Annotated in this window: 26 protein-coding genes and 1 tRNA gene; 25 read left to right on the top strand and 2 right to left on the bottom strand. The window is 48.4% G+C overall.

Annotated elements, in window-relative coordinates:
* Position 1 precedes the first annotated feature (1 nt).
* The 17 genes from DXB70_RS04870 to DXB70_RS04950 all read left to right on the top strand — a co-directional run bounded on the left by DXB70_RS04870 (position 2) and on the right by DXB70_RS04950 (position 14,546).
* Positions 2-361, top strand: coding sequence for a DUF6751 family protein (locus DXB70_RS04870; protein WP_118522340.1), 360 nt, complete (start codon positions 2-4; stop codon positions 359-361).
* The gene (locus tag DXB70_RS04875) at positions 361-795 is read left to right on the top strand and encodes a minor capsid protein (RefSeq protein WP_118472270.1); all 435 of its coding nucleotides are present in this window, start codon (positions 361-363) and stop codon (positions 793-795) included. The genes DXB70_RS04870 and DXB70_RS04875 overlap by 1 nt, the downstream gene beginning before the upstream one ends.
* Before the next feature lies 1 nt (position 796).
* Complete coding sequence (locus DXB70_RS04880) at positions 797-1,234, top strand: hypothetical protein (protein ID WP_118672780.1); 438 nt, start codon at positions 797-799, stop codon at positions 1,232-1,234.
* Positions 1,231-1,737, top strand: coding sequence for a hypothetical protein (locus tag DXB70_RS04885; RefSeq protein WP_118672781.1), 507 nt, complete (start codon positions 1,231-1,233; stop codon positions 1,735-1,737). Before DXB70_RS04880 ends, DXB70_RS04885 begins: the two co-directional genes overlap by 4 nt.
* An 11-nt stretch (positions 1,738-1,748) precedes the next feature.
* Positions 1,749-2,054 (top strand): hypothetical protein, encoded by a 306-nt coding sequence (locus DXB70_RS04890; protein ID WP_118672782.1) that lies wholly within the window; start codon positions 1,749-1,751, stop codon positions 2,052-2,054.
* The gene (locus DXB70_RS04895) at positions 2,051-2,677 is read left to right on the top strand and encodes a Gp15 family bacteriophage protein (RefSeq protein ID WP_118672783.1); all 627 of its coding nucleotides are present in this window, start codon (positions 2,051-2,053) and stop codon (positions 2,675-2,677) included. The genes DXB70_RS04890 and DXB70_RS04895 overlap by 4 nt, the downstream gene beginning before the upstream one ends.
* Positions 2,678-2,868: 191 nt before the next feature.
* Positions 2,869-5,493, top strand: a complete 2,625-nt coding sequence (locus tag DXB70_RS04900) for a phage tail tape measure protein (RefSeq protein ID WP_118672784.1) — start codon at positions 2,869-2,871, stop codon at positions 5,491-5,493.
* Complete coding sequence (locus tag DXB70_RS04905) at positions 5,490-6,188, top strand: mtfA protein (RefSeq protein ID WP_118672785.1); 699 nt, start codon at positions 5,490-5,492, stop codon at positions 6,186-6,188. The genes DXB70_RS04900 and DXB70_RS04905 overlap by 4 nt, the downstream gene beginning before the upstream one ends.
* Positions 6,189-8,423: a phage tail spike protein gene (locus DXB70_RS04910; protein WP_118672786.1), complete on the top strand. Its 2,235-nt coding sequence runs from the start codon at positions 6,189-6,191 to the stop codon at positions 8,421-8,423. It abuts the gene before it with no gap.
* A complete protein-coding gene (locus DXB70_RS04915) occupies positions 8,420-8,623 on the top strand; it encodes a hypothetical protein (protein WP_118522351.1) in 204 nt (67 codons plus the stop codon). Before DXB70_RS04910 ends, DXB70_RS04915 begins: the two co-directional genes overlap by 4 nt.
* Positions 8,624-8,625: 2 nt before the next feature.
* A complete protein-coding gene (locus DXB70_RS04920) occupies positions 8,626-9,477 on the top strand; it encodes a hypothetical protein (protein WP_118672787.1) in 852 nt (283 codons plus the stop codon).
* A 103-nt stretch (positions 9,478-9,580) separates the two neighbouring features.
* Positions 9,581-10,603 carry a tyrosine-type recombinase/integrase gene (locus DXB70_RS04925; RefSeq protein WP_118524310.1) on the top strand — a complete coding sequence of 341 codons (1,023 nt, stop codon included), beginning with the start codon at positions 9,581-9,583 and terminating at the stop codon, positions 10,601-10,603.
* 1,597 nt (positions 10,604-12,200) lie between these two features.
* The gene (locus tag DXB70_RS04930; protein ID WP_118672788.1) at positions 12,201-12,578 is read left to right on the top strand and encodes a hypothetical protein; all 378 of its coding nucleotides are present in this window, start codon (positions 12,201-12,203) and stop codon (positions 12,576-12,578) included.
* Positions 12,578-12,691, top strand: a complete 114-nt coding sequence (locus DXB70_RS14545) for a CD1375 family protein (protein WP_270224226.1) — start codon at positions 12,578-12,580, stop codon at positions 12,689-12,691. Before DXB70_RS04930 ends, DXB70_RS14545 begins: the two co-directional genes overlap by 1 nt.
* Before the next feature lies 1 nt (position 12,692).
* A complete protein-coding gene (locus tag DXB70_RS04935) occupies positions 12,693-12,938 on the top strand; it encodes a hypothetical protein (RefSeq protein WP_118491550.1) in 246 nt (81 codons plus the stop codon).
* Between the two features lie 3 nt (positions 12,939-12,941).
* A complete protein-coding gene (locus tag DXB70_RS04940) occupies positions 12,942-13,232 on the top strand; it encodes a phage holin family protein (protein ID WP_118524308.1) in 291 nt (96 codons plus the stop codon).
* Between the two features lie 465 nt (positions 13,233-13,697).
* Complete coding sequence (locus tag DXB70_RS04950; RefSeq protein ID WP_118491319.1) at positions 13,698-14,546, top strand: M15 family metallopeptidase; 849 nt, start codon at positions 13,698-13,700, stop codon at positions 14,544-14,546.
* A 152-nt stretch (positions 14,547-14,698) separates the two neighbouring features.
* Here DXB70_RS04950 and DXB70_RS04955 read toward each other — a convergent pair.
* Positions 14,699-14,781: transfer RNA gene (locus tag DXB70_RS04955), tRNA-Leu, on the bottom strand.
* A 207-nt stretch (positions 14,782-14,988) separates the two neighbouring features.
* Between DXB70_RS04955 and DXB70_RS04960 the strand changes: the two genes are divergently transcribed.
* The 8 genes from DXB70_RS04960 (at position 14,989) to DXB70_RS04990 (ending at position 22,803) form a co-directional block, all read left to right on the top strand.
* Positions 14,989-15,327, top strand: coding sequence for a zf-HC2 domain-containing protein (locus tag DXB70_RS04960; protein ID WP_022360432.1), 339 nt, complete (start codon positions 14,989-14,991; stop codon positions 15,325-15,327).
* A gap of 38 nt (positions 15,328-15,365) precedes the next feature.
* Positions 15,366-18,038, top strand: coding sequence for a DNA polymerase I (gene polA, locus DXB70_RS04965; protein ID WP_118472285.1), 2,673 nt, complete (start codon positions 15,366-15,368; stop codon positions 18,036-18,038).
* Positions 18,025-18,639: a dephospho-CoA kinase gene (coaE, locus tag DXB70_RS04970; protein ID WP_347559587.1), complete on the top strand. Its 615-nt coding sequence runs from the start codon at positions 18,025-18,027 to the stop codon at positions 18,637-18,639. The genes polA and coaE overlap by 14 nt, the downstream gene beginning before the upstream one ends.
* 7 nt (positions 18,640-18,646) lie before the next feature.
* Positions 18,647-19,444: an MBL fold metallo-hydrolase gene (locus DXB70_RS04975; RefSeq protein ID WP_022360435.1), complete on the top strand. Its 798-nt coding sequence runs from the start codon at positions 18,647-18,649 to the stop codon at positions 19,442-19,444.
* A 364-nt stretch (positions 19,445-19,808) separates the two neighbouring features.
* Entirely contained in the window at positions 19,809-20,081 is a 273-nt protein-coding gene (locus DXB70_RS04980; RefSeq protein ID WP_022360436.1) for an ACT domain-containing protein, read from the top strand.
* 30 nt (positions 20,082-20,111) lie between these two features.
* Positions 20,112-21,476, top strand: coding sequence for a PFL family protein (locus DXB70_RS04985; RefSeq protein ID WP_106999746.1), 1,365 nt, complete (start codon positions 20,112-20,114; stop codon positions 21,474-21,476).
* A gap of 12 nt (positions 21,477-21,488) precedes the next feature.
* On the top strand, positions 21,489-22,346 hold the full coding sequence (locus DXB70_RS14620; protein WP_347559588.1) for a hypothetical protein: 858 nt from the start codon (positions 21,489-21,491) through the stop codon (positions 22,344-22,346).
* Positions 22,252-22,803 (top strand): SAM-dependent methyltransferase, encoded by a 552-nt coding sequence (locus DXB70_RS04990; protein ID WP_347559589.1) that lies wholly within the window; start codon positions 22,252-22,254, stop codon positions 22,801-22,803. Before DXB70_RS14620 ends, DXB70_RS04990 begins: the two co-directional genes overlap by 95 nt.
* 44 nt (positions 22,804-22,847) lie before the next feature.
* Here the strand turns inward: DXB70_RS04990 and DXB70_RS04995 are convergent, their stop codons facing one another.
* Positions 22,848-23,741 carry a selenium metabolism-associated LysR family transcriptional regulator gene (locus tag DXB70_RS04995; RefSeq protein WP_118637455.1) on the bottom strand — a complete coding sequence of 298 codons (894 nt, stop codon included), beginning with the start codon at positions 23,739-23,741 and terminating at the stop codon, positions 22,848-22,850.
* Positions 23,742-23,875 lie beyond the last annotated feature (134 nt).

Genomic DNA, 23,875 nt, shown 5'->3' on the forward strand with positions numbered 1-23,875 from the left:
AATGAACCCGAATTACAATCAGATAATTACAGTCTTCCGGAAGGTTGGAACGGCGTGGAGCAAGAGTGTGTTCGAGCAATGTTTTTGGAAGTCTGGGATCACCGTGGTGCAGAATGATACCGAAGCATCGCAGACGAACACCTACACAGTACGTATTCCCCTGGAAGCGGCCGGAAGCGATTTTTCGGCGTCTCCGGGGGATGTAGTAGTGTTGGGCGAATGTGCGGACGAGATCACAGGAAAAAGCCCTAACACGGCGGCGGAAGTCCTGCGCCGGAATAAGCCGAACGCGTTTCTTGTCAGCGCATATTCAGACAACACCGCCTATCGGATGGCGAAGCACTACAGACTGGGGGGCTGATGATGGATGTCGAAATCAAATGGAATAAAACATCGGATCAGATTGCCAAAGAGAAAACAAGGGGCAATGATGGTCTTCTGTTTCTCGCCAACGAGGCAAAACGGCTGATGGATCCGTATGTTCCGGCTGACAGCCTGGCACTTGCCCAGAATGTCAGCGTCCATGTAGAGGGAGACACTGGTGTGATTGAGTATCAATCGCCATATGCTCATTACCAATACAAGGGCGTGGCATACGGTCCGAACTATCCGTTGATGGATGGCGGCGCTGTGATGGGATATTATTCCCCACCACACAAGTCCTCCACCGGAAAGAAGCTGAAATACAGCCATTTCCGCCACCCGCAGGCCACATCCGAATGGGATAAGGCGATGATGAGGGCACGCAAGGGCGATCTGGTGCGGGCACTGGAAAACTATCTCGGAGGTAAGTGACATGACAAAGCATGATGCAGTGACGGCGTTCTTCCAACCAAAAGCCGAGGAGCTGGCGGGTCAGTATCTGGGATTTAACTTTTCGGATGATTACAGCGGCATTTCGCTGGTAACGAACTATTCGGACAAGCTTCTGAAAAAATATCTCTGGGGGGCTGAAAAAGAATATGGCTTCTCGATTGTAATCGTGCAGCCGTATTCGACCGATACGGACGATCTGAACCTCACGGCGATGAATTTCGCCCAGGCTTTCATGGATTGGCTGGAAGAGCAGGATAAGAGGCGCAACTATCCGGAATTTCCGAATAGTTGCCAGATAAAGAAGATGGAGACGCTCCAGAATATGCCAAATCTGGCGGGCGTCAATGTAAAGGAAGGAATGGCGCGGTACATGGTACAGTGCCGGATTGTCTATTTTGAGAAAGGAGACAAGCGATGAAAATTAGTGAATTAATGGCAGGCGTAACGCCGAACGCGTCCTATGAAGGCTGGGTAACGGCAGATGACTGGGTACTGGCGATTGATACCAAGCCGTCGGCAGAAGCAGCTACGAAAGTAAAGGATTATGAGGTTGTCCAGATGGGCGTTGAGGGTCTGGACGCGAACCTGAATCCGGTCACATCTGAAAAGACCTATATTCGTGCGGGAAAGTCCACACAGAAGACAGGAACAGCCAGATCGTTCGCAGTTTCCGGCGATCGTTATATCGGCGATCCGGCGCAGGATTTCATGCTGTCCCATGCGATGAAATATGCGAAAGGTAACGCAGCGGTAACGAATTATGTGTACTTCTGTATGCTCAATGGTAAAGGTGAGAAAGGTCAGGTGTCCGTAATCGTCAATTCAGAGGGTGGCGGCAATGCGGGAGAATCATCGTCCATCGATGTCAACCTGCAGAAGATTGGGGCAGAACCGGCGGAGTATACATATTCAGCGGAATAGGAGGATGAACTATGCAGATCAGAGGAAGAGAAGTCGATTTTAAAATCGGGCGTTTAAAGGATGCCGCAGCATTTGAAAAGGCTCTTGACAAGATGAGCAAGACGGAAAAGGAAGTCAATAAAAAGGGGGCACTCAGCGAGATTATTGCAGCAGAGATTGAAATGTTTCGTGCTTTTGTTAAAGAATCAACAGGCGAGGATGTCCTAGAAGACTGTGATGATCTGGAAGAGGCGAAAGGCGCTTATATTGATATGCTTTTAGGAATCAAAAAACAGAAAGAAACGCTGCTCGGATTTTCAATGGATGAGATCAAATGAAATGGTCAGTAACGTTTGACAAACTTCCCGGTACGGCACGCATTGGTGGGATAGTTTATGACATTTCTTTTGGCTACCGCACCATGATGGCAGCGGAGATTGAAATGTTCCGGCAGGACATCAGCGACGAACAGAAGATGCTCAATGCGCTGAATCTGTTCTATGCCCGCAATATCCCGCCGGATCTGGATGCGGCAGTTGATTATATGCTCTGGTTCCACCGCGGCGGGGAGTCTGTCCGGAAGGGCAGCGGAGCAAAAAAACGAACAGCGCGGCGGGGATACTGTTTTTTGAAGGATGCCCCGCTTATCTACGCGGCATTCCGGCAGCAGTACGACATCAATCTCAGGCAGACGCCGAACGATTCTTTGCACTGGTGGGAGTTTTTGGCGATGTTCGAATCATTGGACGAGAACACCCGGATGGCGAAGGTTATGTACTGGCGTACCTGCGATACGAAAGGGATGGGAAAGGAACAGAAAGCGTTTATCAAACAGATGCGAAATCTTTATTCCCTGGAAGAGCCGCAGACAACGATGGACAGTCGGATGAGGCTTGCCAAGCGAAATGCAGAAATGCGGGCATATGTGAAAAAGAGGATGGAAGAATGCCGAAACGGGTAAAGTGCCCTTATTGCGGTTATTCCATGCTTATTTTTTTTGACAAAAAAGCAGAATGTCATGGAGTAACCGTCCCTTGCAAAGGGCGGAATTGTGGAAAAGAATTTGAAATCAAGATAAGAAACGGAGAGCAAATCAAGTAGAGCCATTATGAGCCGATGATTTTCTCTTGTCCGAGAGGCGAGGTGAAATGAATGGGCTATGATGGAACTGTAAAGATTGGCACGGAACTGGATAGTAGCGGAGTCAAAAAAGGCTTAGACGAGATTAATGGAACAGCGCAGTCAGGATTCTCAAAGTTTAGTGAGATTGGAAAGAATGCGCTGTCTGTTTTTGCCGGAAATATGCTGACCGGCGTTGTATCACAGGCCAAGAATGCCGCCGGGGCTGTCCTTGATATCGGCATGAGCTTTGAGTCGGGGATGTCGAAAGTAGAGGCAATCTCCGGTGCGACCGGCGAGGACCTGGCAGCCCTGACAGATAAAGCGAAAGAAATGGGCGCAAAGACGAAGTTCAGCGCCACCGAATCCGCCGAGGCGATGCAGTACATGGCAATGGCAGGCTGGAAAACCAGCGATATGCTGAACGGCATCGAGGGTATCATGAACCTTGCCGCAGCATCCGGCGAAGATCTGGCTACGACTTCTGATATTGTCACAGACGCACTTACCGCGTTCGGCTTGTCGGCACAGGATTCTACTCATTTTGCGGATATACTGGCACAGGCATCCTCCAACGCAAACACCAACGTCAGCATGATGGGTGAGACGTTTAAATACGTGGCTCCGGTCGCTGGCGCGATGGGATATTCGGCGGAGGATGTGGCGCTGGCGGTCGGATTGATGGCGAACTCCGGTATCAAAGCCAGCCAGGCGGGCACCTCACTGAAAGCGGCGCTGGTAAATATGGTAAAGCCAACGGATGATATGCGGGGCGTCATGGAGCGGCTTGGCATATCGATCCAAAATGCCGATGGAAGTATAAAGCCGTTTGGTGAGTTGATCGGGGATCTGCGAGACAAGTTTGCGATTACCACGGACGCTGAGCGTGCTCAGAACTATGCGATGGCGGAGCAGAAACTTACAACGGAGGGGCTGGCAGACAGCCTGTCAGGGTTAAGTGGAGAGCAGCGGAATGCACAAATCGCATACCTTGAAGGCGTTGAGCTTATCAAGGATATGACCAAAGAAGAGATTAAGGCTCAGGCAAAGCAGAAACTTGGAATCAAGCTGACGAAAGAGAGACAGCTCTCGGAGGAAGAGCTATATCAGCTTGCATCTTCCCTCGGTAAAGAATCGTTGGATGGCATGACGGCGGCGATGCAGGAGGAGGCAGCTGCAACCCTGTTCGGAAAAGAGGCTATGTCCGGAATGCTGGCGATCATCAATGCGTCGGATGCAGACTATGAAAAACTGGCAGGTTCGATCGAAAACTGCGATGGTGCAGCGGCAGCAATGGCAGAAACTATGCAGAATAACCTGGAAGGGCAGCTTACAATCTTCCGTTCGGCCAGAGAAGCACTTGCACAGGAGATTTATGAATCCATCCAGGAACCGCTCAAAAATCTTACCAAAGTAGGAATTGAAGCGGTGTCAAATCTGACGCAGGGATTCAGTGAAGGCGGCGTCATGGGAATGATTGAGGCCGCTGGTCAGATGGCGAATGCATTTGCTGAGAATCTTCCGTCGATTATCGAACAGGGGCTTCCACTGGTAGAGGGGTTTACTGAAAACCTTCGTTCGAATGCCGGTAAGCTGGTAGATGGTGGCATCGACCTTATGCTAAAACTGGCGCAGGGTCTGATGGATGGGCTGCCATCGATGCTACAGCATGTCCCGCAGATTGTCATTAATATCGCCGGAATCATCAACGACAATGCTCCGAAACTGCTGATGGCAGGTGTTGAGCTGATCGGAATACTGGCAAAAGGACTGATTCAGGCGATTCCCGACTTGATTGCAGCACTCCCGCAGATAATCCAGGCGATTGCAGCCACGATCCAGGCGTTTAACTGGCTGGCGCTGGGAAGCAACATCATCACGCTGTTGAAAAATGGCATCACGTCGATGGTCGGTGCGGTACAGTCAGCCGGAACGGGAATATTTAACGCAGTCAAGGGTGCGATCCAGAACCTGCCGCAGACGTTACTGTCAATCGGAAAGAACGGCGGCACAGGAATCCTGAACGGGCTGAAAGGAATGGTCGGTTCAATCAAGGGAGCTGCGACAAGCATCTTGACCGGCATTGTGAGTGCTCTCACATCGCTGCCGTCCAAACTCTTAGGTCTTGCGAAAAATGGCGCCCAGAGCATCGTCAAGGGATTTACAGGGCAGTCGTGGGGCAATATCGGAAAGAATATCATCACAGGCATTACAGCCGGAATCACGGGTTCGGTTGGAAAGCTGGCAGAGGCGGCGAAGAATGCAGCGAAGAAAGCGTTTGACGCGGCAAAGGATTTCCTTGGTATTCATTCCCCATCGAAGCTGATGCGGGACGTTATCGGTAAAAACATGATCGCCGGATTTGAGAGCGGTATCGTGGCAGAAACACCGAATCTGGAAAAAACGTCGGCTGGCTCTGCTCAAAGGGCGGTGGAGAGTATGCAGGGAATTGCATTACAGAGATCCGGAACTGTGGTAGCAGGAAATCAGGTACCGCCGGCACCAACGCCGGGCGGCGGACAAGGAAACACAGTGGTTGTCCTCGAAAAAGGCAGCATAACCGGAGATGTGACAATGGATGGAGAAAAAGTAGGCATACTAGTGGCGCCTACAGTGGATATCGAGATTGAACGAGCGCGGAAGGAGAGTGAACGATGATGTATCCAGATGTGCAGATAGCTGATTTTAAAACCTTTACAGACTGGGGGCTTAAGCTGGAATCAATGAGTATATCTTTTCCGGAAGCCAAAACCGACCAGGTAGATATTCCAGGAGCGAACGGGCTCCTGGATCTGTCTGAGGTAAACGGTCAGATTTGTTATAAAAATCGAACGCTGACATTGAATTTTTCTCTTTTGGATGATTATACGGAATGGCATGATTTGAGCAGCAAGATCGCCAAAGTGTTGCACGGGAAGGTCATCAAATGCGTTCTTCCGGATGATCCGAATTATTACTATGAGGGGCGCTTTTCATTGCAGACGACAAAAAGCAATGATGTGCTGGCGGATTTTGTGATTACTGGCGATGTGCAGCCATTTAAAATGGAACGGTGCACAGCGGCGGAAAATTGGCTGTGGGATCCGTTTTCATTCGAGAACGGCATAGTCAGAGGATATAGTGGCATATCAATCTCCGGTTCCCTGTCGGTTGATGTGACCGGATCTGATATGCCGATAGTTCCGGAGATCACCTGCAGCGCGGCCATGACGGTAGAGGTAGGCGGTAAGACGTTTGAGCTGACAGAAGGAGTCAATAAAAACTATGACATCATCCTGGGATCCGGAACAAACGTTATGAAATTTACTGGCACCGGCACCGTGTCGATTGATTTCAGAGGAGGTGTGCTGTAGATGTATAAAGTTACAGTGGTTACAGATGGAAAGGAATATCCGCTTTTGAACCAGGTTCTCCGGCTGGAGAATCCAACACTGAAAGAATATGCCGGCAACTCTCCGGGGTATCTTAAATTTAAGATTACGCCGAAGCATCCGTATTATGACAAGATTCTGCCACTGTCTTCCGAATTATTTGTTTATGAGGACGGAATGGAGATCTTCCGAGGGCGGAGCATGACGACCGAAGAAGAGTTTAACCGGACACATCAAATTACTTGCGAATCAGATCTCGCATACCTCTGCGACAGCATCATACGGCCATTTGAGTTCCAGGGCAGTATTGTGGAGTTTATGACTCAGGTGTTGAAGGTTCACAATGAACAGGTAGAGGCACGTAAACAATACCTTCTGGGGCGCGTCAATGTGGTAGATAGTAACAACTATATTAATCGTAGCAACTCTGATTATTCGTGCTCTCTGGACTGCCTGCGGGATAAGCTGGTAAAGACCCACGGCGGATATCTCAGGACCCGGTGCGAAGCTGGAAAGCGCTATCTGGACTATCTGACGGATGGCGGCGGGACAAACGATCAGGTTATCCGGTACGGCGTCAATCTGGCAGATTACAGCAAGACGCAGGATGCAACGGAGCTTTTTACTGCGCTGATTCCGACCGGCGCAGACCTGGAAGATACCTCCTCCAGCGGAGAGAGTACCCCCAAAACAGTCGATATTACATCCGTGAATGGCGGCAAAGATTTTATTTACGATGAGGATGCGGTGCAGCGGTACGGCTGGATCTTCCGTCAGCACAAATGGGAGGATGTCACACTGCCGGAAAACCTCATCAAAAAGGCGCGGGCGTATCTGGAGCAGTCCATCTATTTGAGTGATGTTTTAAAGCTGACGGCGGTGGATCTGGCAAATGTGGATGTCGATATCAAGCGTTTGAAAACAGGGTACTGGACAAAGGTTATATCCCGTCCTCACGGTGTGGACGTTATGTATATCCTGGAAGAACGTACGCGAAACCTGCAGGAGCCAGGAAAAGACACAGTTTCTCTGGGCGGCACAATTGCTACGTTATCTGGCAACATGGCGAAATCCCAAAAGGAATTATCTGCGAAAGTGGAGCAGGTGGGACAGGCGGCGACAAAGGGCATCGACCAGAAGATTAATAATGCAACGCAGCTCATCAGCGGCGGGCTCGGCGGCTATGTGGTAATTGGACGCTCAGAGAACGGTCAGCCGGAGGAAATTCTAATTTTGGACGCGCCGACGAAAGCCAATGCCAAGAACGTGATCCGGCTTAACAAGAACGGCATCGGATTTTCTACCAGCGGATATAATGGCGTATACCGGAATGCCTGGACCATCGACGGAAATCTGATTGCAGATTTTATCACATCTGGGACGATGTACGCAGACCGGATTAAGGGCGGGACGCTGGCACTGGGCGGATCAGGTAATGGCAATGGGGTTTTGAAAGCCTACGACAAAACAGGCAATATGATCTGCTCACTTAATAACGAAGCATTTTCATTATGTGGAGATGGAGTAACGGTGGATTTTGATGTATCTCATTATATAGGCGATTCTAGTGATGATAATGAAGTATGGTCGGCTGTTCGAATTGCTGACAAAGGTACATGTATCAAAATGACGCCAGATGATATTAGAATATTTGATGGGTTAGGAGAAAACTTAGACGGAAATTATTGTGAAATATATCATTTTGGAATTGAATTTTGCGAAAACGGAGAAAGGGCAGCAGGACTCAACCCGGATGAAATGTATGTTGCCGGAGACGCTACGGTCGGCGGAGATCTGAATGTAACAGGAAAAAAGCACCGGATTGTGCAGACGCCAAACTATGGAAAACTTTGCTTGTCAGCTTATGAGACCGCATCTCCGATGTTTGGAGATGTTGGCAGAGGGCAGATAGGTGAGGATGGACAATCTTATGTTTGGCTGGATCCGATGCTTACGCAGGTCATATCCGGAGAATATCAAGTGTTTTTACAAGGATATGCGGATGCGCTGTTTTATGTCTCTGAACGGTCAGCGGAGCGCTTTGTGGTGCAGGGACCGCCGGGGGCTGGGTTTGACTGGGAGGTTAAGGCAAAACAAGCAGGTCATGAGCAGGAGCGTCTTGACCGATGGAACCGGAAAGAGAAGCGGCAGAAAGAGACGTTGGGAATCTCTGGTACTGAATATTATCAAAAATATATGGAGGGCTTGATAAAATGAAAAAAGTAACGGCAATCACAACCTTTGAGACGGCAGCAGGAATGCGGGCGAGCATCGTTTACAGTGAGATCAACGATGAGGGAGTTATCACAAAGGACAACGTCCGTCTGGATCGTATCATAGTGGATAAAGACATCCTCAAAAGCGTGGCAGCAGTGACGAACTATGCACAGGAGCTTGTAGATGGATTGGAGGGCTAAAGATGGCGGTTGATAACATTGATTTAAGCGGAGAGATTAAAGCCTGGAAAGATGCGGCTTACGGCAAGGATGTCAGGGCGGCAAATGTGGCGGCATTTGAGAAGATACAAGGAACTGTGAACAATACGGTGCAGAATGTTAATCAGGCGTCCGAGGATGCTTCCAGCGCATCGCAGAATGCACAGAAAGCGGTTGATGATATCCAGTCCGCGATCGAAACTGCCACAAGCAAAGCGAGTGAGGCGGCCGGAAGTGCAACAGCAGCGGATACCTCGAAGAAAGCGGCGGCAAGTAGCGCAGCGGCAGCGGATAATTCAAAGACACAAGCGGCAGCATCGGCAGCGGAAGCAAAAAAGATTGCTCAGGGTTTGGGCGATTTTGACGGAACGGCTGCGAAAGTCAAGACTACCGATACATACGGTTTGGTAGTGAGTGCCCTGGGAGAGAGCACAGCACAGGCGCTGATCGATGCGATCGCCAATAAGGTTATGAATGAGCTCATCAACAAAAATAAGATTGTAAACAACCTTCTGGCAACGGATGCCTCCACCGTTCTGGCAGGAACGCAGGGCGCGGCGCTGGATAAAAGGTTGGTGGCGGCGGAGAAAGCGGTTACTCAGTTAAATAGCGATATTAAAATTAAATTTTATGGCAAAGTTACAGATTTATCAGTAATAAAAACACTTTGTCAACAAGAATATGAATGTTGGGTTGGCTATATTGATTGGAAGAATACTGAAATCTTGCCCTCTACTGGTGGTACTATGCTTTGGTTTGCATTTGATTGGATAGTATGTGGGTTATGTTATGGAAAGATGTTTTATTTAAATATGGATACTCTTACATGGTCTTAAGTTTAAATATTCTCATCTATTATTAAATCGTAATTTCATTGAGAAAATTTTACAGAATCTCTCTTTTTTGTTACCTTAAAAGTATCGGAAGGAGAGATTTTATATGATAGAAGAGTTATTAATGAATGTGGTAAACGCAATGAGTAGTTGCCTGGATGAAGAGCAGCTGGACAAGCTGCAGAATGTCCTGTACATCAATTTCCACGATGTGAGAGTAGTAGAAGAGAAGAATGAGCTCCAGGCAACGGGCACAGACAGCGATACCGTAAAGATGCGTTTGTTTGTGGCGTCTAAAAAGGTGTCTGGGCGCCAGGACAATACGCTGGCGCAGTACATCCGGGAGGTTACCAACTGCCGGAATGCACTCCGGAAGAACATTGAGGACATCACCACGATGGATCTGAGGTGGTATTTCGGAATGCTCCGGGAGCGGAATAAAATCAGCATGGTCACTCTGCAGGGGCGGATGCGGTATCTAAATAGCTTCTGGACCTTTCTACAAAAAGAAAACCTTGTGAAAGATAATCCTGTGGCGCGGATTGAATCACTCCGGATCGAAAGCACAATCAAAAAAGCCTTTTCGGCACAGGAGCTGGAAGCTCTCCGGATCGCCTGTGAGCGTCCGCGGGATAGAGCGCTGATAGAGTTTTTGTATGCGACGGGAGTGCGTGTGTCCGAGCTATGCAGTTTAAATGTGGGAGACATAGATTTATACAAACAGGAGTTCAAAGTTATGGGTAAGGGACGAAAGGAGAGGAGATTATATGTCTCAGATGTAGCTTGCTTTCATCTCTACCGATATCTAAGGTGGAGAATGGCAAAAGAGGGGTTGACAATGGAAGAACTGGCGCAGAAACCGCTTTTTGTATCTGCGAAGAAGCCGTATAGCCGCATGACAGTGGCGGGAGTACAATATCTTGTGAAATCTTTAGGGAAAAAGGCAGGGGTCGGAAATGTGCATCCGCATCGATTTCGCCGAACCTTTGCGACAGATCTCTTGAATCGAGGAATGCGGATCGAGGAGGTCATGGTGCTGATGGGACACACAAAGATAGAGACCACATTAATTTACTGCAATATCAAGCAGGATAACGTGAGAGAGTCGTATCGTAAATACGCAGCATAGAAGAGGAGAGGAGTAGTTTTTTGAGTCGGCAGAAATGGCGGCTTTTTTGTTGTACATAAAAATAGGAGAGCGGAGAGAAGAGGAGATCAGGCAGCATTTTGACCTGGAATATGGGTAAGATTTTCACGGTTAAATTACGATTTCATGTTACTACACTGGGAGAATGATATAGCATCCAGCTAATGTTGTGGATGCAGAGTTACGATTTCTTGGTAGCTATCCTATTTTTAAATACGTAACAGCTTTTAAAGCCAAGTTATTAAATGTCTGTGAACTACCTTTGAACAAGATCCTAAACATTACGGTTCCGGTATTCGAATAAAATGAAGCCTGAATTGTACTTTTCCAATAGGGATCATCCGTAAATGTGTTTGCCACCGCAGTTCCATATACGCGACCATTGCCTGTTAAGATAAGTATGTCGTATACTGCAGATTCAAAAGCTAAACTTACCATATTTGCGCCGATTAAACTATTGTGCTGATATTTATATTCCGTATTTATTGCGCTTGGAATTATATTTATCCATAGCGTTTTAGGTGTGGCATTGTTCCAGCGGGCAGAGGCCTCGCTATTTAACTTGCTACAAGTCTATTCCAGGATTCCCAAGTGGTCGGGGTGTAGTTTATGTTTCTTCGAAAATAAATAGCTTTATCACTCGAATCAGTTGAAATGGCAAATTGCGTGATCCAAGCGGTCGAACTATTTCCAAAGTCGTTGGATGTGTTAAAGGTTATTATGATCCAATAGCCCTCAAACGGAAGATTTAAACCTGTTTTGCCTGTTTTGTAGATTCCACTCGCCAACATGTAATTAGCATTAGTGTAATATTGATATCTCGATTGAAAAGCAGCGCAAAAGCTATTTTCGCTACCACTTTCTTTTAGATGAGTGGAAGCCTCGCTATTTAATTCTCATCGCCCAAAGCTCATATTGGATAACAATAGGGCTAGTTGACCAACAATAAAAAAATAATGTGGTTTCGTTGGCAAGAGTAATCATAACTGTATTGTGGCCAGAACGATATGTTGCCATATTTACGCTTAAATTTGACGGAGGAATATTTATATTTTTTTCAAACAATGGAAGAGCGAGGTTTGAAGTATTGATTCCAGTATCAATATAAATACCGTTGTCGCAATTCGTGTCAGCCCTATATCCTATGATATAAGTGCCAGCTGGGAGCACCAGTGATTTAGCACCTTTAACCCATGCATTTACAGAAGAAATATTATAGGTTTCTGTGCCACCCCAATACTCTTTTCCCAGGTCGCTATTTAATAGATGTCTTGTAAAACGCGAGCGATGTCGTTTGCTGCACGGTTGAAAAAATCACCCAATATCCACCAGAATCATAATATACGTTGTCAAAACAGTCATGTGTTTTTGAATGCCCGACGATCACCGGGATATAGCGTTGACCGTTGGGGGCACCATTAATAGAAACCGCTTTATTTGCCTGTGTTTCCACCCAACATTTCGTAGACTGAAGTACCGCACTGAACAGGTCGCTATTTAAAAGAATAACTGAATTTGAAAATACTGAGCCGAAAGGCTCTTTATTTATATATCAAAAAAGAAAGAGAGGAAAAAGAACATGGACAAAATGATTCTGAAAGACAACACAACAATCGAACTGCAGACAGGCGCATCTCTGTCGGCAGTGACGGCTAAGTTTAACAGCAAAGATGATATGCTGGTGGCTTGGAAAACACTGACCCCAGAAAATCTGGCAGAAGTAAAATTCCAGAATGATGCTGGAATGACTGTCGGGACATATACGGACTTGGTTCTTGAATCTGAAACCTCGCGGGAAGTATCTGATGGCGTACAGACCACGTTTTCTTTCCGTGTGAAAACCGACACAGAGAAACGCTTGGATGCTCTGGAAGAGGGACAGACAGTGCAGGACGAGGCGATCAGTGACCTGGGGGCAGCCACCAGCGAACTGGCAGAGAAAGAAGGTGTAGAGTAATGGGTGCGTTTTATGGGAAAAGAATCAGAAGCGGGAAAATGACACTGGAAGAGGTGCCGCTCTATTGGCGCGCAGCAGCAGAAAAATGGTTAAAAGAACATCCGGAGGAATAAGATGAATACAGAGATTATAGTAGCCCTGATAGCGTCCGCCGGTGGTATCCTGGGAGCCTTTGTTGGTGTGATTGCATCAGCGCAGCTGACCACCTATCGCATTCAGCAGCTCGAGAAAAAGGTGGAAAAGCACAACACGGTGATTGAGCGTACATATAAATTAGAAGAGAACCAGGCAGTAATGGAAGAGCAGATCAAAGTTGCGAATCATCGGATTGCGGATCTGGAAAATGGAAAGGAGGGTTAAGGTATGCAGATAAAAGATTATGTAAAACCGGAATTACTGGTGGTGGCGCTCGTGCTGTATTTTATTGGAATGTGGCTGAAACAGAGCGAAACGGTAAAAGACAAGTATATCCCATTAATAAATGGCGGTATCGGCGTGCTGATTTGCGCGATCTATGTCTTCGCCACCTGCGGGTGTTCCAATGGTCAGGATATTGCTCTGGCTGTGTTTACGGCACTGACGCAGGGCGTTCTTGTAGCCGGATTATCCACTTACGTAAATCAGCTTTTAAAACAATCAAATAAAGAAGAATAGGAGGAGGTGATCCAACTATCTCCCGCCGGCAGTCCGGGTTATGGCTGCCATCGCGAAACAAACGGGGAAAATCAGCGAATATCGATAGAATGAAAAAGATTTCTATGCTATAATGTCAAAGTTACCGCCTCCTATACCGGTACGGAAAGGAGGTGCATAGCTTGGAAGATGCAGTTATTTCTCTTATTATTTCTATCGCGGCAGGTGTGATTAGCCATCTCATTTGCAAATGGCTGGATAGAAATAAGTAGTCGGTAACCAGCCTATGGTATAAGCCACCATGCAAGAATGGAATAGAAAACCCCAAGGATTGCGACTCCTTGGGGTTTTCGTTTTGCATAACTTGGATGCAATTATTTCTCTTAGCCTATTGGCATTATAGCATATGCGAAAATTCTTTGCAAGATACCTCGGAAGACAAAATTTCATATTTTTTCATATTATTAAAGAAAAGAGGACAAAACCATGAGAGATATCACGTTATGCCACCCGCGCCTCCAGAAACTTATCGCACAGCTTACAAGCGAATGCGCGAATGCCGGACTGCCGATCAAGATCGGAGAATCGTTTCGGAGCGTGACCGAGCAGGATGCACTGTACGCACAGGGCAGGACTCAGCCGGGCAGTATTGTCACGAATGCTAGGGGCAGCAGCTATAGCAGCCAGCATCAATGGGGCATTGCAGCGGATTTCTACCGGGCAGATGGAAAAGGCGCCTATAATGAATCAGGAGATTATTTTAAGAAAGTCGGAGAGCTTGCCAAAAAGCTGGGGCTTGGATGGGGCGGCGATTGGAAAAGCATCGTAGACAAGCCACACGTATATTTGCCGGATTGGGGCAGCGGTACTGGGATTTTGAAACAGAAATATGGGACATTTGAGGCGTTTAAAAAGACCTGGGCGGCGGAGAACAACACGGTACCAGAACAGCCAAAAACGGTGATCATCGATCTTAAAGAAATTAAGAGCGGCATACGCGGGTTGAGAGTCACTGCGTCCTCACTTATCATACGAACAACTCCAAAAGGTACAGACACAGGCAAGCGCTACACCAAGGATCAGCGTGTGCAGCCAATTAATAAATGCTTTGCCGACGGCGATCCGTGGATCCAGACTGCGGACGGCTGGGTGTCTGGCAAGTATCTTACTGGCTGGGTGTGCCAGGACGGACGCTGGTGGTATCTGACAAACGACTACACGTATCTGCATGATACAGTCTGCCAGATTGACGGACAGGCGTATGCGTTTGATTCTGACGGCTGGATGATTACAGCAGATCGGATAGCAGAGGACGGACATATCCAGAATGTGTGAAGTGATGTAAAAATAGTCCTTTTTTCGTGTTGCATTCGTGTTGCATAATACCTTTAAAAAGCCTGTTTTTACATTTACATGTTTTACCTCTAAAACACCAAAAGCCCTTGAAAATAAAGGAAAAATCCAATATTTTCAAGGGCTTTCAAATCTGCCGGCTGCGGGACTTGAACCCGCACGGTGTTGCCACCAATGGATTTTGAGTCCACCTCGTCTGCCATTCCGACAAGCCGGCTGTCTATCGACGCTTTTTATCTTACCAAAATTGGAGACAGATTGCAACTGTTTTTTTGTTTGTTTTGAAATTAAGAAGCGAAGCATTCGCAGGGGCTTGCGTGTTTCATTAAAATAAGGTATGATTAGGTTCAAATGGGTTTATGAACGCGTCATGCGTGAATGATAATTCATATGGAATGACAGACTGGAAAAGGAGGTGGCGTCTGTGACCTGTCGGGAAGCGGAGCGTCTTGTGACGCCGTATATCCAGGATAAACTGAGCGGGGATGAGCTGGAAGCGTTTCTGGAGCATCTGGAACATTGCCGCAACTGTCAGGAAGAATTGGAAATTTATTTTATGGTGGATGTCGGACTGAAACAGCTGGACACCGGATCGGGTACTTTTGATATCATGGGCGCACTGCAGAAGCGGATCGCTGAGTCATATGCCCGTGTGCGCCGGATGTGGCGCTTCCGGAAAATGGAGTATGCGGTCAATACGCTGGGCGTGATGGCGGTATTGGTGACGGTGATGCTGCAGGTCAGGATTTGGCTGGCACCATAGAAAAAAGCAACAAGTGATAGAACAGGAGACGGAAACAGATGGGCAAATTAGTGCTGATAGATGGTCATAGTATACTCAACCGGGCATTTTACGGGGTGCCGGAGTTGACAAATTCGAAGGGACTCCACACCAATGCAGTGTACGGATTTTTAAATATCATGTTCCGGGTGATCGAAGATGAGGGGGCAGACTATCTGGCAGTGGCATTTGACTTGAAAGAGCCGACATTCCGTCACAAAATGTATGCGGCATACAAGGGAACGAGAAAACCGATGCCGCAGGAGCTGCATGAGCAGGTTCCGGTGATGAAGGAAGTGCTGACAGCGATGGGCGTGCCGATTCTTACCAAGGCGGGGTATGAGGCAGACGATATTCTGGGAACGATCGCAAAACGCTGTGCGGCGGAGGGCGTGGAGGTTTCTATCGTATCAGGAGATCGTGACCTGCTGCAGCTTGCAGATACGCACATTAAGATTCGGATGCCGCGTACTTCGAAAGGTACGACGGAGATACGCGACTATTACCCGGAGGATGTGAAGGCGGAGTATCAGGTAACGCCGATCGAATTTATTGATGTAAAGGCGCTGATGGGCGATACTTCGGATAATATTCCGGGCGTGCCATCGATCGGTGAAAAGACGGCAACCAGCCTGATTACCACCTACGGAAGCATTGAGAATGCGTATGCACACATTGATGAGGTAAAGCCGCCGCGCGCACAGAAAGCGCTTCGGGAGCATTATGACATGGCGCAGATGAGCAAGGATCTGGCAACGATCCGCATCAATTGCGAGATTGGTTTTTCGCTGGAGGAGGCGAAGCTGGATTCGCTTTATACGCCGGAGGCATATCAGTATATGAAGCAGCTGGAATTTAAGTCCATTCTGCAGAAATTTGGTGAGGACGCCTTTGCGTCATCAGAAATGGAAAAATCTTTCCGTCTGGTAAATGATTTTGGCGAGGCACAGGTGATTTTTGACCGTGCACAGCGGGCGGAGGAGATCGGCGCGCAGCTGGTGATTGAAAAAGGAGAGGTTGTGGCACTGGCACTCTGCCTGGACGGGACATCGATCTATGCGATCCCGGCGGTTGGGTTCCTGACCGGACAGTATCTGGCGGAGGAGCTGGAACGCCTGATGGAGGTGGTTCCGTCTGTGACGGTTCTGGATCTCAAGATCCAGCTTCCATTTCTTAAAAATCACAGCCGCCGGATCGTGGACGGCATCCGGAATGCAGAAGGAAACCGTGCGGTTATGGACGCAGGCGTGGCGGCGTATCTGTTAAATCCGCTCAAGGATACCTATGGATATGATGATCTGGCGCGCGATTACCTGGATATGACCGTGCCGTCACAGGTCGATTTGCTTGGAAAAACGGCGCTGTCGGATGCATTTGAGACAATGCCGGAGAAAGCGTTGAATTGTGTCTGCTACATGGCATATACGGCGTGGAAATCGCGGGAAATCCTGCTGGGGCGGCTTCGAAGACATGGAATGCTGCATCTCTTTTATGAGATAGAGATGCCGGTTATTTACAGCCTCTACCATATGGAAGAGGAAGGTATTCAGGTGCGCCGGGAGGAATTGAAAGCCTACGGCGAACGCCTCCAGACGCAGGTAGAGAAACTGGAGCAGGAGATTTACGCCGAGACGGGCTGTGAATTTAATATTAATTCCCCGAAGCAGCTGGGTGAGGTTTTATTTGAAAAAATGTCCCTGCCGGGCGGCAAAAAGACGAAGACCGGCTATTCGACGGCGGCGGATGTGCTGGAAAAACTGGCGCCGGAGTATCCGGTTGTGCGGAAAGTATTAGACTATCGCCAGGTGGCGAAACTCAAATCGACCTATGCGGACGGGCTGGGGGCATTTATCCGGGAGGACGGACGAATCCACGGAACCTTTAACCAGACGATCACAGCGACAGGACGTATCAGCAGTACAGAGCCGAACCTGCAGAACATTCCGGTGCGTATGGAGCTGGGACGCGAGATCCGGAAGCTGTTTGTACCGCGCGAGGGCTGTGTGCTGGTTGACGCTGATTATTCCCAGATTGAGCTGCGTGTGCTGGCGCATATGTCGAATGACAAGAACCTCATCCAGGCATACCGGCAGGCGGAGGACATCCACGCGATCACGGCGTCGCAGGTATTCCATGTGCCGCTTGAGGAAGTGACACCGCAGCTTCGCCGCAATGCAAAAGCAGTCAATTTCGGTATCGTATATGGTATCAGCGCGTTTGGGCTGGGCGAAGATCTCGGTATTTCCCGCAAGGAAGCGACCGAGTACATTGAGCGCTACTTTGAAACCTACCCGGATGTCAAACGTTTTCTCGATGGTCTGGTAAAAACGGGCAGGAAATACGGCGAGGTCAAGACTATGTATGGGCGTGTGAGACCGATTCCGGAGCTGAAATCCGGCAATTTTATGCAGCGTTCGTTCGGTGAGCGTGTGGCGATGAATTCCCCGATTCAGGGAACTGCAGCCGACATTATCAAGATTGCGATGATCCGCGTCGATCAACGCCTGCGCCGCGAAGGACTGCGTTCCCGCATTGTCCTCCAAGTGCACGATGAACTCCTGATTGAAACCTGGAAAGAAGAGCTGGAACAGGTGCAGTCGATTCTGGCGACGGAGATGAAACGTGCGGCGCAGCTGCAGGTGGAGCTGGAAATCGATATGAAGATGGGAAATTCGTGGTTTGAAACGAAATAATGGAAAGGTACAGATAAACATGAAGATAATCAGTATTACCGGAGGCGTTGGTTCCGGTAAGAGTGAGGTCCTGCGTGTGCTGCAGGAGGAATTTGACGCGGAAATTATTAAGGCAGATGAAGTGGCTCACCAGCTCATGGAGCCGGGTAAGAAAGGCTATCAGCATGTGGTAGAGGCGTTGGGTGATTCCTTTTTAAATAAGGACGGCAGCATTGACCGCAAAAAGCTGGCGGCGCTTATTTTCCAGAATAAAGAGGCGGTGGAGACGATGAACGCCATCATCCACCCGATGGCGTGGGAGGAGATCCGCTATGCGATCAACCATTCCGACAAGGAGATCATCGTTGTGGAGGCAGCTCTCTATGATGACGACCACAATGCGATGTTTGATGAAATCTGGTATGTATACACATCGGTGGAAAACCGCATCAAGCGTCTGATGGCAAGCCGCGGCTACAGCGAGGAAAAATGCCGGGACATCATGGCAAATCAGGCATCCGAGGACGATTACCGGAGTTTTGCGACGCGTGTGCTGGACAACAACGGCGGGATTGAGGATATTCGGAAGCAGATAGCGTCATTTTTAGGAAAAGAGGATTAGGATACATATGCGGATGGTTAGTATTGCCAGCGGCAGCAGCGGGAATTGTATTTATATAGGAAGCGACAACACCCACGTTCTGGTGGATGCGGGGATCAGCAACAAGCGTATTGAGATGGGGTTAAATGACCTGGGGCTGAATGCGCGGGAACTGGATGGAATTCTCATCACGCATGAACATTCCGACCATATCAAAGGGCTCGGCGTGCTGGCGCGCAAATATGGCACACCTATTTACAGCACAAAAGAGACATTAGAGGAAATTCAGGATTCCAAGAGTCTTGGCGAGATTCCGGAAGATCTGATGCACCCGATTACGCCGGATGTTGATTTTATGGTAGGAGATCTGGAAGTCAAACCGTTCCGGATCGACCATGATGCAGCGAATCCTGTTGCCTACCGGGTTCAGAATGAAAAAAGATCGGTGGCGGTGGCGACGGATATGGGGCATTATTCCCAGTACATCATTGACCATCTGCAGGGGCTGGATGCGATTTTGCTGGAAGCCAACCACGATGTCAAAATGCTGGAGGCAGGACCGTATCCGTATTACCTGAAGCGTCGTATCTTAGGCGATTACGGACACCTTTCCAATGAAAATGCGGGACGGCTTTTAAGTTCCATTCTGCATGACAATTTGAAGCATATTTTCCTGGGGCATCTGAGTAAGGAAAATAATTACGAAGAGCTGGCATATGAGACGGTGCGTCTGGAGATCACAGAGGGAGATACGCCGTATAAGGCGAATGATTTCCCGATCACAGTGGCAAAACGCGATGCAGTGTCGCAGATTGTGACGGTGTAGAAGGCGTAAAAGTATTAAAATTGGTTATACAAAGTCTGAAAACAAGCCAGAAGATATATTTGGGGTTATGGCTTGGAGGCATGGACAAACGTGTGGGGTTGACAGAAATATCGTTACTGTACACGCATACGTGTCCAGTAACGGAATTTGCCGTGGCTTCGCATTTAAATACGGCAAATTCCTGCTGGCACCACGTTTTCTTACGGCACTTTCGGTTCCAAAAGTGCCTACCCGTGTACAGTAACGAAATGTCATTTTAGGTATAAAAGTCAGCAGCCGGATGGAAGTTGAATTTTTATAGAAATTAGTAAGTCATAAAAATATTTCCGCCATAGGACGGAGAGCACACAGGAGGATGAAAGCTATGAGTAAGATTATTATTACTATCGTTGGACAGGACCGCGTCGGTATCGTTGCAAAAACGTGTAATTATCTGGCTGACCACAACATGAACATTCTTGACATCACGCAGACGATCCTGCAGGAATATTTCAATATGATGATGATCGTGGATATTTCCGGTTCCAAGACATCCTTTGATGATATGGCGCATGAGCTGGACAAGCTGGGACAGGAGATCGGCGTAAAGATTCTCTGTCAGAGAGAAGAGATTTTTACCAGTATGCACAGAATCTAAGCAAATATTTTCAGAAAGGACGTAAAACCAATGATTAACATGCAGGAAGTTCTGGAAACTAATAACATGATCGCGCATGAAAAACTGGATGTGCGGACGATCACGATGGGTATCAGCCTCTTAGACTGTGTGGACAGTGATCTGGCGAAGATGAATGAGAAGATCTACAATAAGATTACAACTTATGCGAAAGATCTTGTATCGACCGGCGATGCCATCGGACGTGAATTTGGGGTTCCGATCGTCAATAAACGTATCTCGGTTACTCCGATCGCGCTGGTAGGTGGAAGCGCCTGTAAGAAGAGCGAGGATTTTGTAGAGATTGCGAAAACACTTGATAAGGCAGCGAAAGAAGTAGGCGTCAACTTTATCGGCGGCTATTCCGCATTGGTTTCCAAGGGAATGACACCGGCGGAAGAGCTTCTGATCCGCTCGATCCCGCAGGCACTTGCCTGCACCGACCGTGTGTGCAGCTCCATCAATGTCGGTTCTACCAAGACAGGTCTTAACATGGATGCAGTCCGTCTGATGGGCGAGATGGTTGTGGCAACCGCAGAGGCAACGAAGGACAATGATTCCCTCGGCTGTGCGAAGCTGGTTGTATTCTGCAACGCGCCGGATGATAACCCGTTCATGGCAGGTGCATTCCATGGCGTGACTGAGGCGGATGCGATCATCAACGTCGGCGTCAGCGGTCCGGGAGTTGTAAAGACAGCTCTGGAAAAGGTACGTGGCGAGAACTTTGAGGTGCTGTGTGAGACGATCAAGAAGACGGCGTTCAAGATCACCCGTGTTGGACAGCTGGTAGCACAGGAGGCATCCAAACGTCTGGGCGTTCCGTTTGGCATCATTGATCTGTCGCTGGCACCGACTCCGGCAGTCGGAGACAGTGTGGCGGAGATTCTGGAAGAGATCGGCTTAGAGCGCAGTGGTGCACCGGGTACAACAGCAGCGCTGGCAATGTTAAATGATCAGGTTAAGAAGGGCGGCATTATGGCGTCCTCCTATGTTGGCGGACTCAGCGGTGCGTTTATTCCGGTCAGCGAGGATCAGGGCATGATCGATGCAGTTTCTGAGGGTGCGCTTACGATTGAGAAGCTGGAAGCAATGACCTGTGTCTGCTCTGTAGGTCTTGATATGATTGCGATCCCAGGCGATACGAAAGCGACCACGATCGCCGGTATCATCGCGGACGAGGCGGCAATCGGCATGATCAACCAGAAGACAACGGCAGTCCGCCTGATTCCCGTCATCGGAAAAACAGTGGGCGATACGGCAGAGTTCGGCGGTCTGCTTGGCTATGCGCCGATCATTCCGGTCAACCGTTTCTCCTGCGACAACTTTGTCAAACGTACCGGACGTATCCCGGCACCAGTACACAGCTTTAAGAACTAATAGGAGTTTCATATGGATAAATCACAGGAACTGAGAGAGGTGCTTCTGCGGTATCTCGATGCCGATCTGGAGCGAATCATTTTCAGCAACCCGAGAACCCGTGAATCCTATCTGAAATTAACTGTGCGTCCTCTGCTTCTGCGGGGGGCGCTTGCTTTTCAGACGGAAGAATTTACGGAAAAACAGGCATTTCAGAAAAATCAGAACGCAGAAAAGACCGCCGAGTATCTGCTCGGAGAGCTGGAAAACCGTTACCGCAATGCGGAGATCGCGTCGCTTCACGGGATTGTCAATATTCTGATCAGTAAGAAGGGGACGGTGACGATCAAAGAGAAGAAGGTGGGGGTTAAAAGGGCAGAGAATCGGACGGTATCGGTGGCAGCAGGTGATGTGCAGAAAGCTGGAAAGCAGATGCCGGCGAAGAGTCATGCAGATGTGAAAGAAAATTCGCTCGAAAAATCGGGTCAGAGTCAGTCAAGTCACGAAAACGGAAAGATGCAGAGAAGTGCTAAAATACAGGGAAATGGTAAACTGCAGAGCAATGCGAAACAGCAGAAAAATGCCGGAACAGGACTGTCGGCTGGCATGGATGCCGCAGCGTTTTCAGAACGTCTGGCGTCGTTATCCCATAACCGTACTAAAAAATACGTCCTTCAGGAAGGCGTCCCAGTCCCATTTCTGGTAGATCTCGGTGTCATGACGGCAGAAGGCAAAGTTGTGAAATCCCGCTACGACAAATTTCGCCAGATCAACCGTTTCCTGGAATTTATTGAGGATGTACTTCCGAATCTCGATCCGTGTCATCGGTCTGGATCTGAAAAAAGATGTCATTGCGCTCTGCAACCGCCTGAGCAAGAAGTTTGGATTTGAGAACCTGACCTTCCTGCACGGCGACATCGCCGGATATGAGGGCGTCGATCAGGTCGATATGGTCGTGACGCTGCACGCCTGTGATACAGCGACCGATTATGCGCTGGCAAAAGCGGTCAAATGGGGCGCAAAAGTCATTCTTTCCGTTCCATGCTGTCAGCATGAGATTAACAAGCAGATTCAGAACGATCTTCTGTCGCCGGTTTTACAGTACGGCCTTCTGAAAGAGCGTATGTCGGCGCTTCTGACCGACGGAATCCGTGGGCAGCTCCTCGAAATGTCCGGCTACCGGACGCAGATTCTCGAATTCATCGACATGGAACACACACCGAAAAACATCATGATCCGTGCGATCCGCCAGGGCAAGAAAGCAGACGGGGCGGCATTAGAGGCAATGATGAAGGAATTGCATGTGAAGCCGACATTGTATGGATTGTTGGTGGGGGAAGAGGTGTAGGAAATTTAGAAAGCACTTTTATGGGGGTTGATAATGCTGGACAGTTATAGCTGATAAAACCTCTTCGCAAATTCCAAAAACACCCCGCCTTCCTCTGCCATATACTTAACCGGCGAATACACCAGATAGAGTTTCCGGAGAAAGGCAGCTTCCCCAAGCGGAAAGAGAAGCAGTTTCCCCTGCCGTGCATCTGCCTGCACAGTTGCTTTTGAGAGAATGGAGATGCCCATTCCCAGCATGATACATTGCTTGAGGGCGGCGGCATCGTCCATCACGGCAATAACATTTAAATCATCGAGTGAAAGCCCTTTATTTTTTAGGAAATGAAGGGTTTCCTGCTTTGTGCCGGAATTATCTTCCCGGAGCAGAAACGGTTCTTTTAAGAGGGCATCCAGCGGTGATGGCATAGTCTGGTAAGCCTGATAATGTGGCGTGGCGGGGGCGGCGATCACAAGCTCATCGGAGGCAAAGGGGAGAAATTCGCAGGAGGTGTCCGAGGTAGTAGTTCCGACCAGACCGATGTCGCAGATGCCGTCATCCACCTTATGTACAACGTCCAGGCTGTCTGAGCAGGAGGCATAGACACGGATATCAGGATGAACTGCGTGATAAGCGCTTAAAAGTTCCGGCAGAAAATAAAGGGACGGAACGGAGGATGCGCCGATCCGAAGCTGCGGTTTCGTCTCGTTGGCGAGTTCCACGATTGCTTTCTGCTGCAGGGTCAGAATCTCCGTGGCATAGGAATATAATTTTGTCCCGGCAGGAGTCAGGGAGAGCGATTTGGTGGTGCGCTTTAAAAGCTGGGTGTGAAATTCCTCCTCCAGACTGCGGATGTGGGCGCTGACAGTCGGCTGTGAGATGTACAGCTTCTGGGCGGCAAGCGAAAAACTCTGATATTTGACGGTGTACACGAAAGCTTCTAATTGGCGGATGTCCATATATTTAAAATCCTTTCTATAGATAAAATCAATTTTTAATGATTCTGTGATAAAATCCAAAATTAAAATGAATAGTAGACAGGTGAAAACAATCTCTAAAGAAGAGTGTAGCTTTATTTATTGAAAATATCAAT

Origin of the sequence: Clostridium sp. OM05-5BH (genome assembly GCF_003481505.1) — a bacterium.
GTDB lineage: Bacteria > Bacillota > Clostridia > Lachnospirales > Lachnospiraceae > Otoolea > Otoolea fessa.

Coding starts and splice junctions, on each gene's coding strand:
- DXB70_RS04890 (WP_118672782.1), top strand. CDS start 1,749: ATGCAGATCAGAGGAAGAGAAGTCGATTTTAAAATCGGGCGTTTAAAG.
- DXB70_RS04875 (WP_118472270.1), top strand. CDS start 361: ATGATGGATGTCGAAATCAAATGGAATAAAACATCGGATCAGATTGCC.
- DXB70_RS04935 (WP_118491550.1), top strand. CDS start 12,693: ATGAATACAGAGATTATAGTAGCCCTGATAGCGTCCGCCGGTGGTATC.
- DXB70_RS04910 (WP_118672786.1), top strand. CDS start 6,189: ATGTATAAAGTTACAGTGGTTACAGATGGAAAGGAATATCCGCTTTTG.
- DXB70_RS04990 (WP_347559589.1), top strand. CDS start 22,252: ATGTACTTCCGAATCTCGATCCGTGTCATCGGTCTGGATCTGAAAAAA.
- DXB70_RS04940 (WP_118524308.1), top strand. CDS start 12,942: ATGCAGATAAAAGATTATGTAAAACCGGAATTACTGGTGGTGGCGCTC.
- DXB70_RS04915 (WP_118522351.1), top strand. CDS start 8,420: ATGAAAAAAGTAACGGCAATCACAACCTTTGAGACGGCAGCAGGAATG.
- DXB70_RS04930 (WP_118672788.1), top strand. CDS start 12,201: ATGGACAAAATGATTCTGAAAGACAACACAACAATCGAACTGCAGACA.
- DXB70_RS04925 (WP_118524310.1), top strand. CDS start 9,581: ATGATAGAAGAGTTATTAATGAATGTGGTAAACGCAATGAGTAGTTGC.
- DXB70_RS04885 (WP_118672781.1), top strand. CDS start 1,231: ATGAAAATTAGTGAATTAATGGCAGGCGTAACGCCGAACGCGTCCTAT.
- DXB70_RS04900 (WP_118672784.1), top strand. CDS start 2,869: ATGGGCTATGATGGAACTGTAAAGATTGGCACGGAACTGGATAGTAGC.
- DXB70_RS04995 (WP_118637455.1), bottom strand. CDS start 23,741: ATGGACATCCGCCAATTAGAAGCTTTCGTGTACACCGTCAAATATCAG.
- DXB70_RS04870 (WP_118522340.1), top strand. CDS start 2: ATGAACCCGAATTACAATCAGATAATTACAGTCTTCCGGAAGGTTGGA.
- DXB70_RS04895 (WP_118672783.1), top strand. CDS start 2,051: ATGAAATGGTCAGTAACGTTTGACAAACTTCCCGGTACGGCACGCATT.
- DXB70_RS04905 (WP_118672785.1), top strand. CDS start 5,490: ATGATGTATCCAGATGTGCAGATAGCTGATTTTAAAACCTTTACAGAC.
- polA (WP_118472285.1), top strand. CDS start 15,366: ATGGGCAAATTAGTGCTGATAGATGGTCATAGTATACTCAACCGGGCA.
- DXB70_RS04920 (WP_118672787.1), top strand. CDS start 8,626: ATGGCGGTTGATAACATTGATTTAAGCGGAGAGATTAAAGCCTGGAAA.
- DXB70_RS04980 (WP_022360436.1), top strand. CDS start 19,809: ATGAGTAAGATTATTATTACTATCGTTGGACAGGACCGCGTCGGTATC.
- DXB70_RS04880 (WP_118672780.1), top strand. CDS start 797: ATGACAAAGCATGATGCAGTGACGGCGTTCTTCCAACCAAAAGCCGAG.
- DXB70_RS04950 (WP_118491319.1), top strand. CDS start 13,698: ATGAGAGATATCACGTTATGCCACCCGCGCCTCCAGAAACTTATCGCA.
- DXB70_RS04985 (WP_106999746.1), top strand. CDS start 20,112: ATGATTAACATGCAGGAAGTTCTGGAAACTAATAACATGATCGCGCAT.
- DXB70_RS14545 (WP_270224226.1), top strand. CDS start 12,578: ATGGGTGCGTTTTATGGGAAAAGAATCAGAAGCGGGAAAATGACACTG.
- DXB70_RS14620 (WP_347559588.1), top strand. CDS start 21,489: ATGGATAAATCACAGGAACTGAGAGAGGTGCTTCTGCGGTATCTCGAT.
- DXB70_RS04975 (WP_022360435.1), top strand. CDS start 18,647: ATGCGGATGGTTAGTATTGCCAGCGGCAGCAGCGGGAATTGTATTTAT.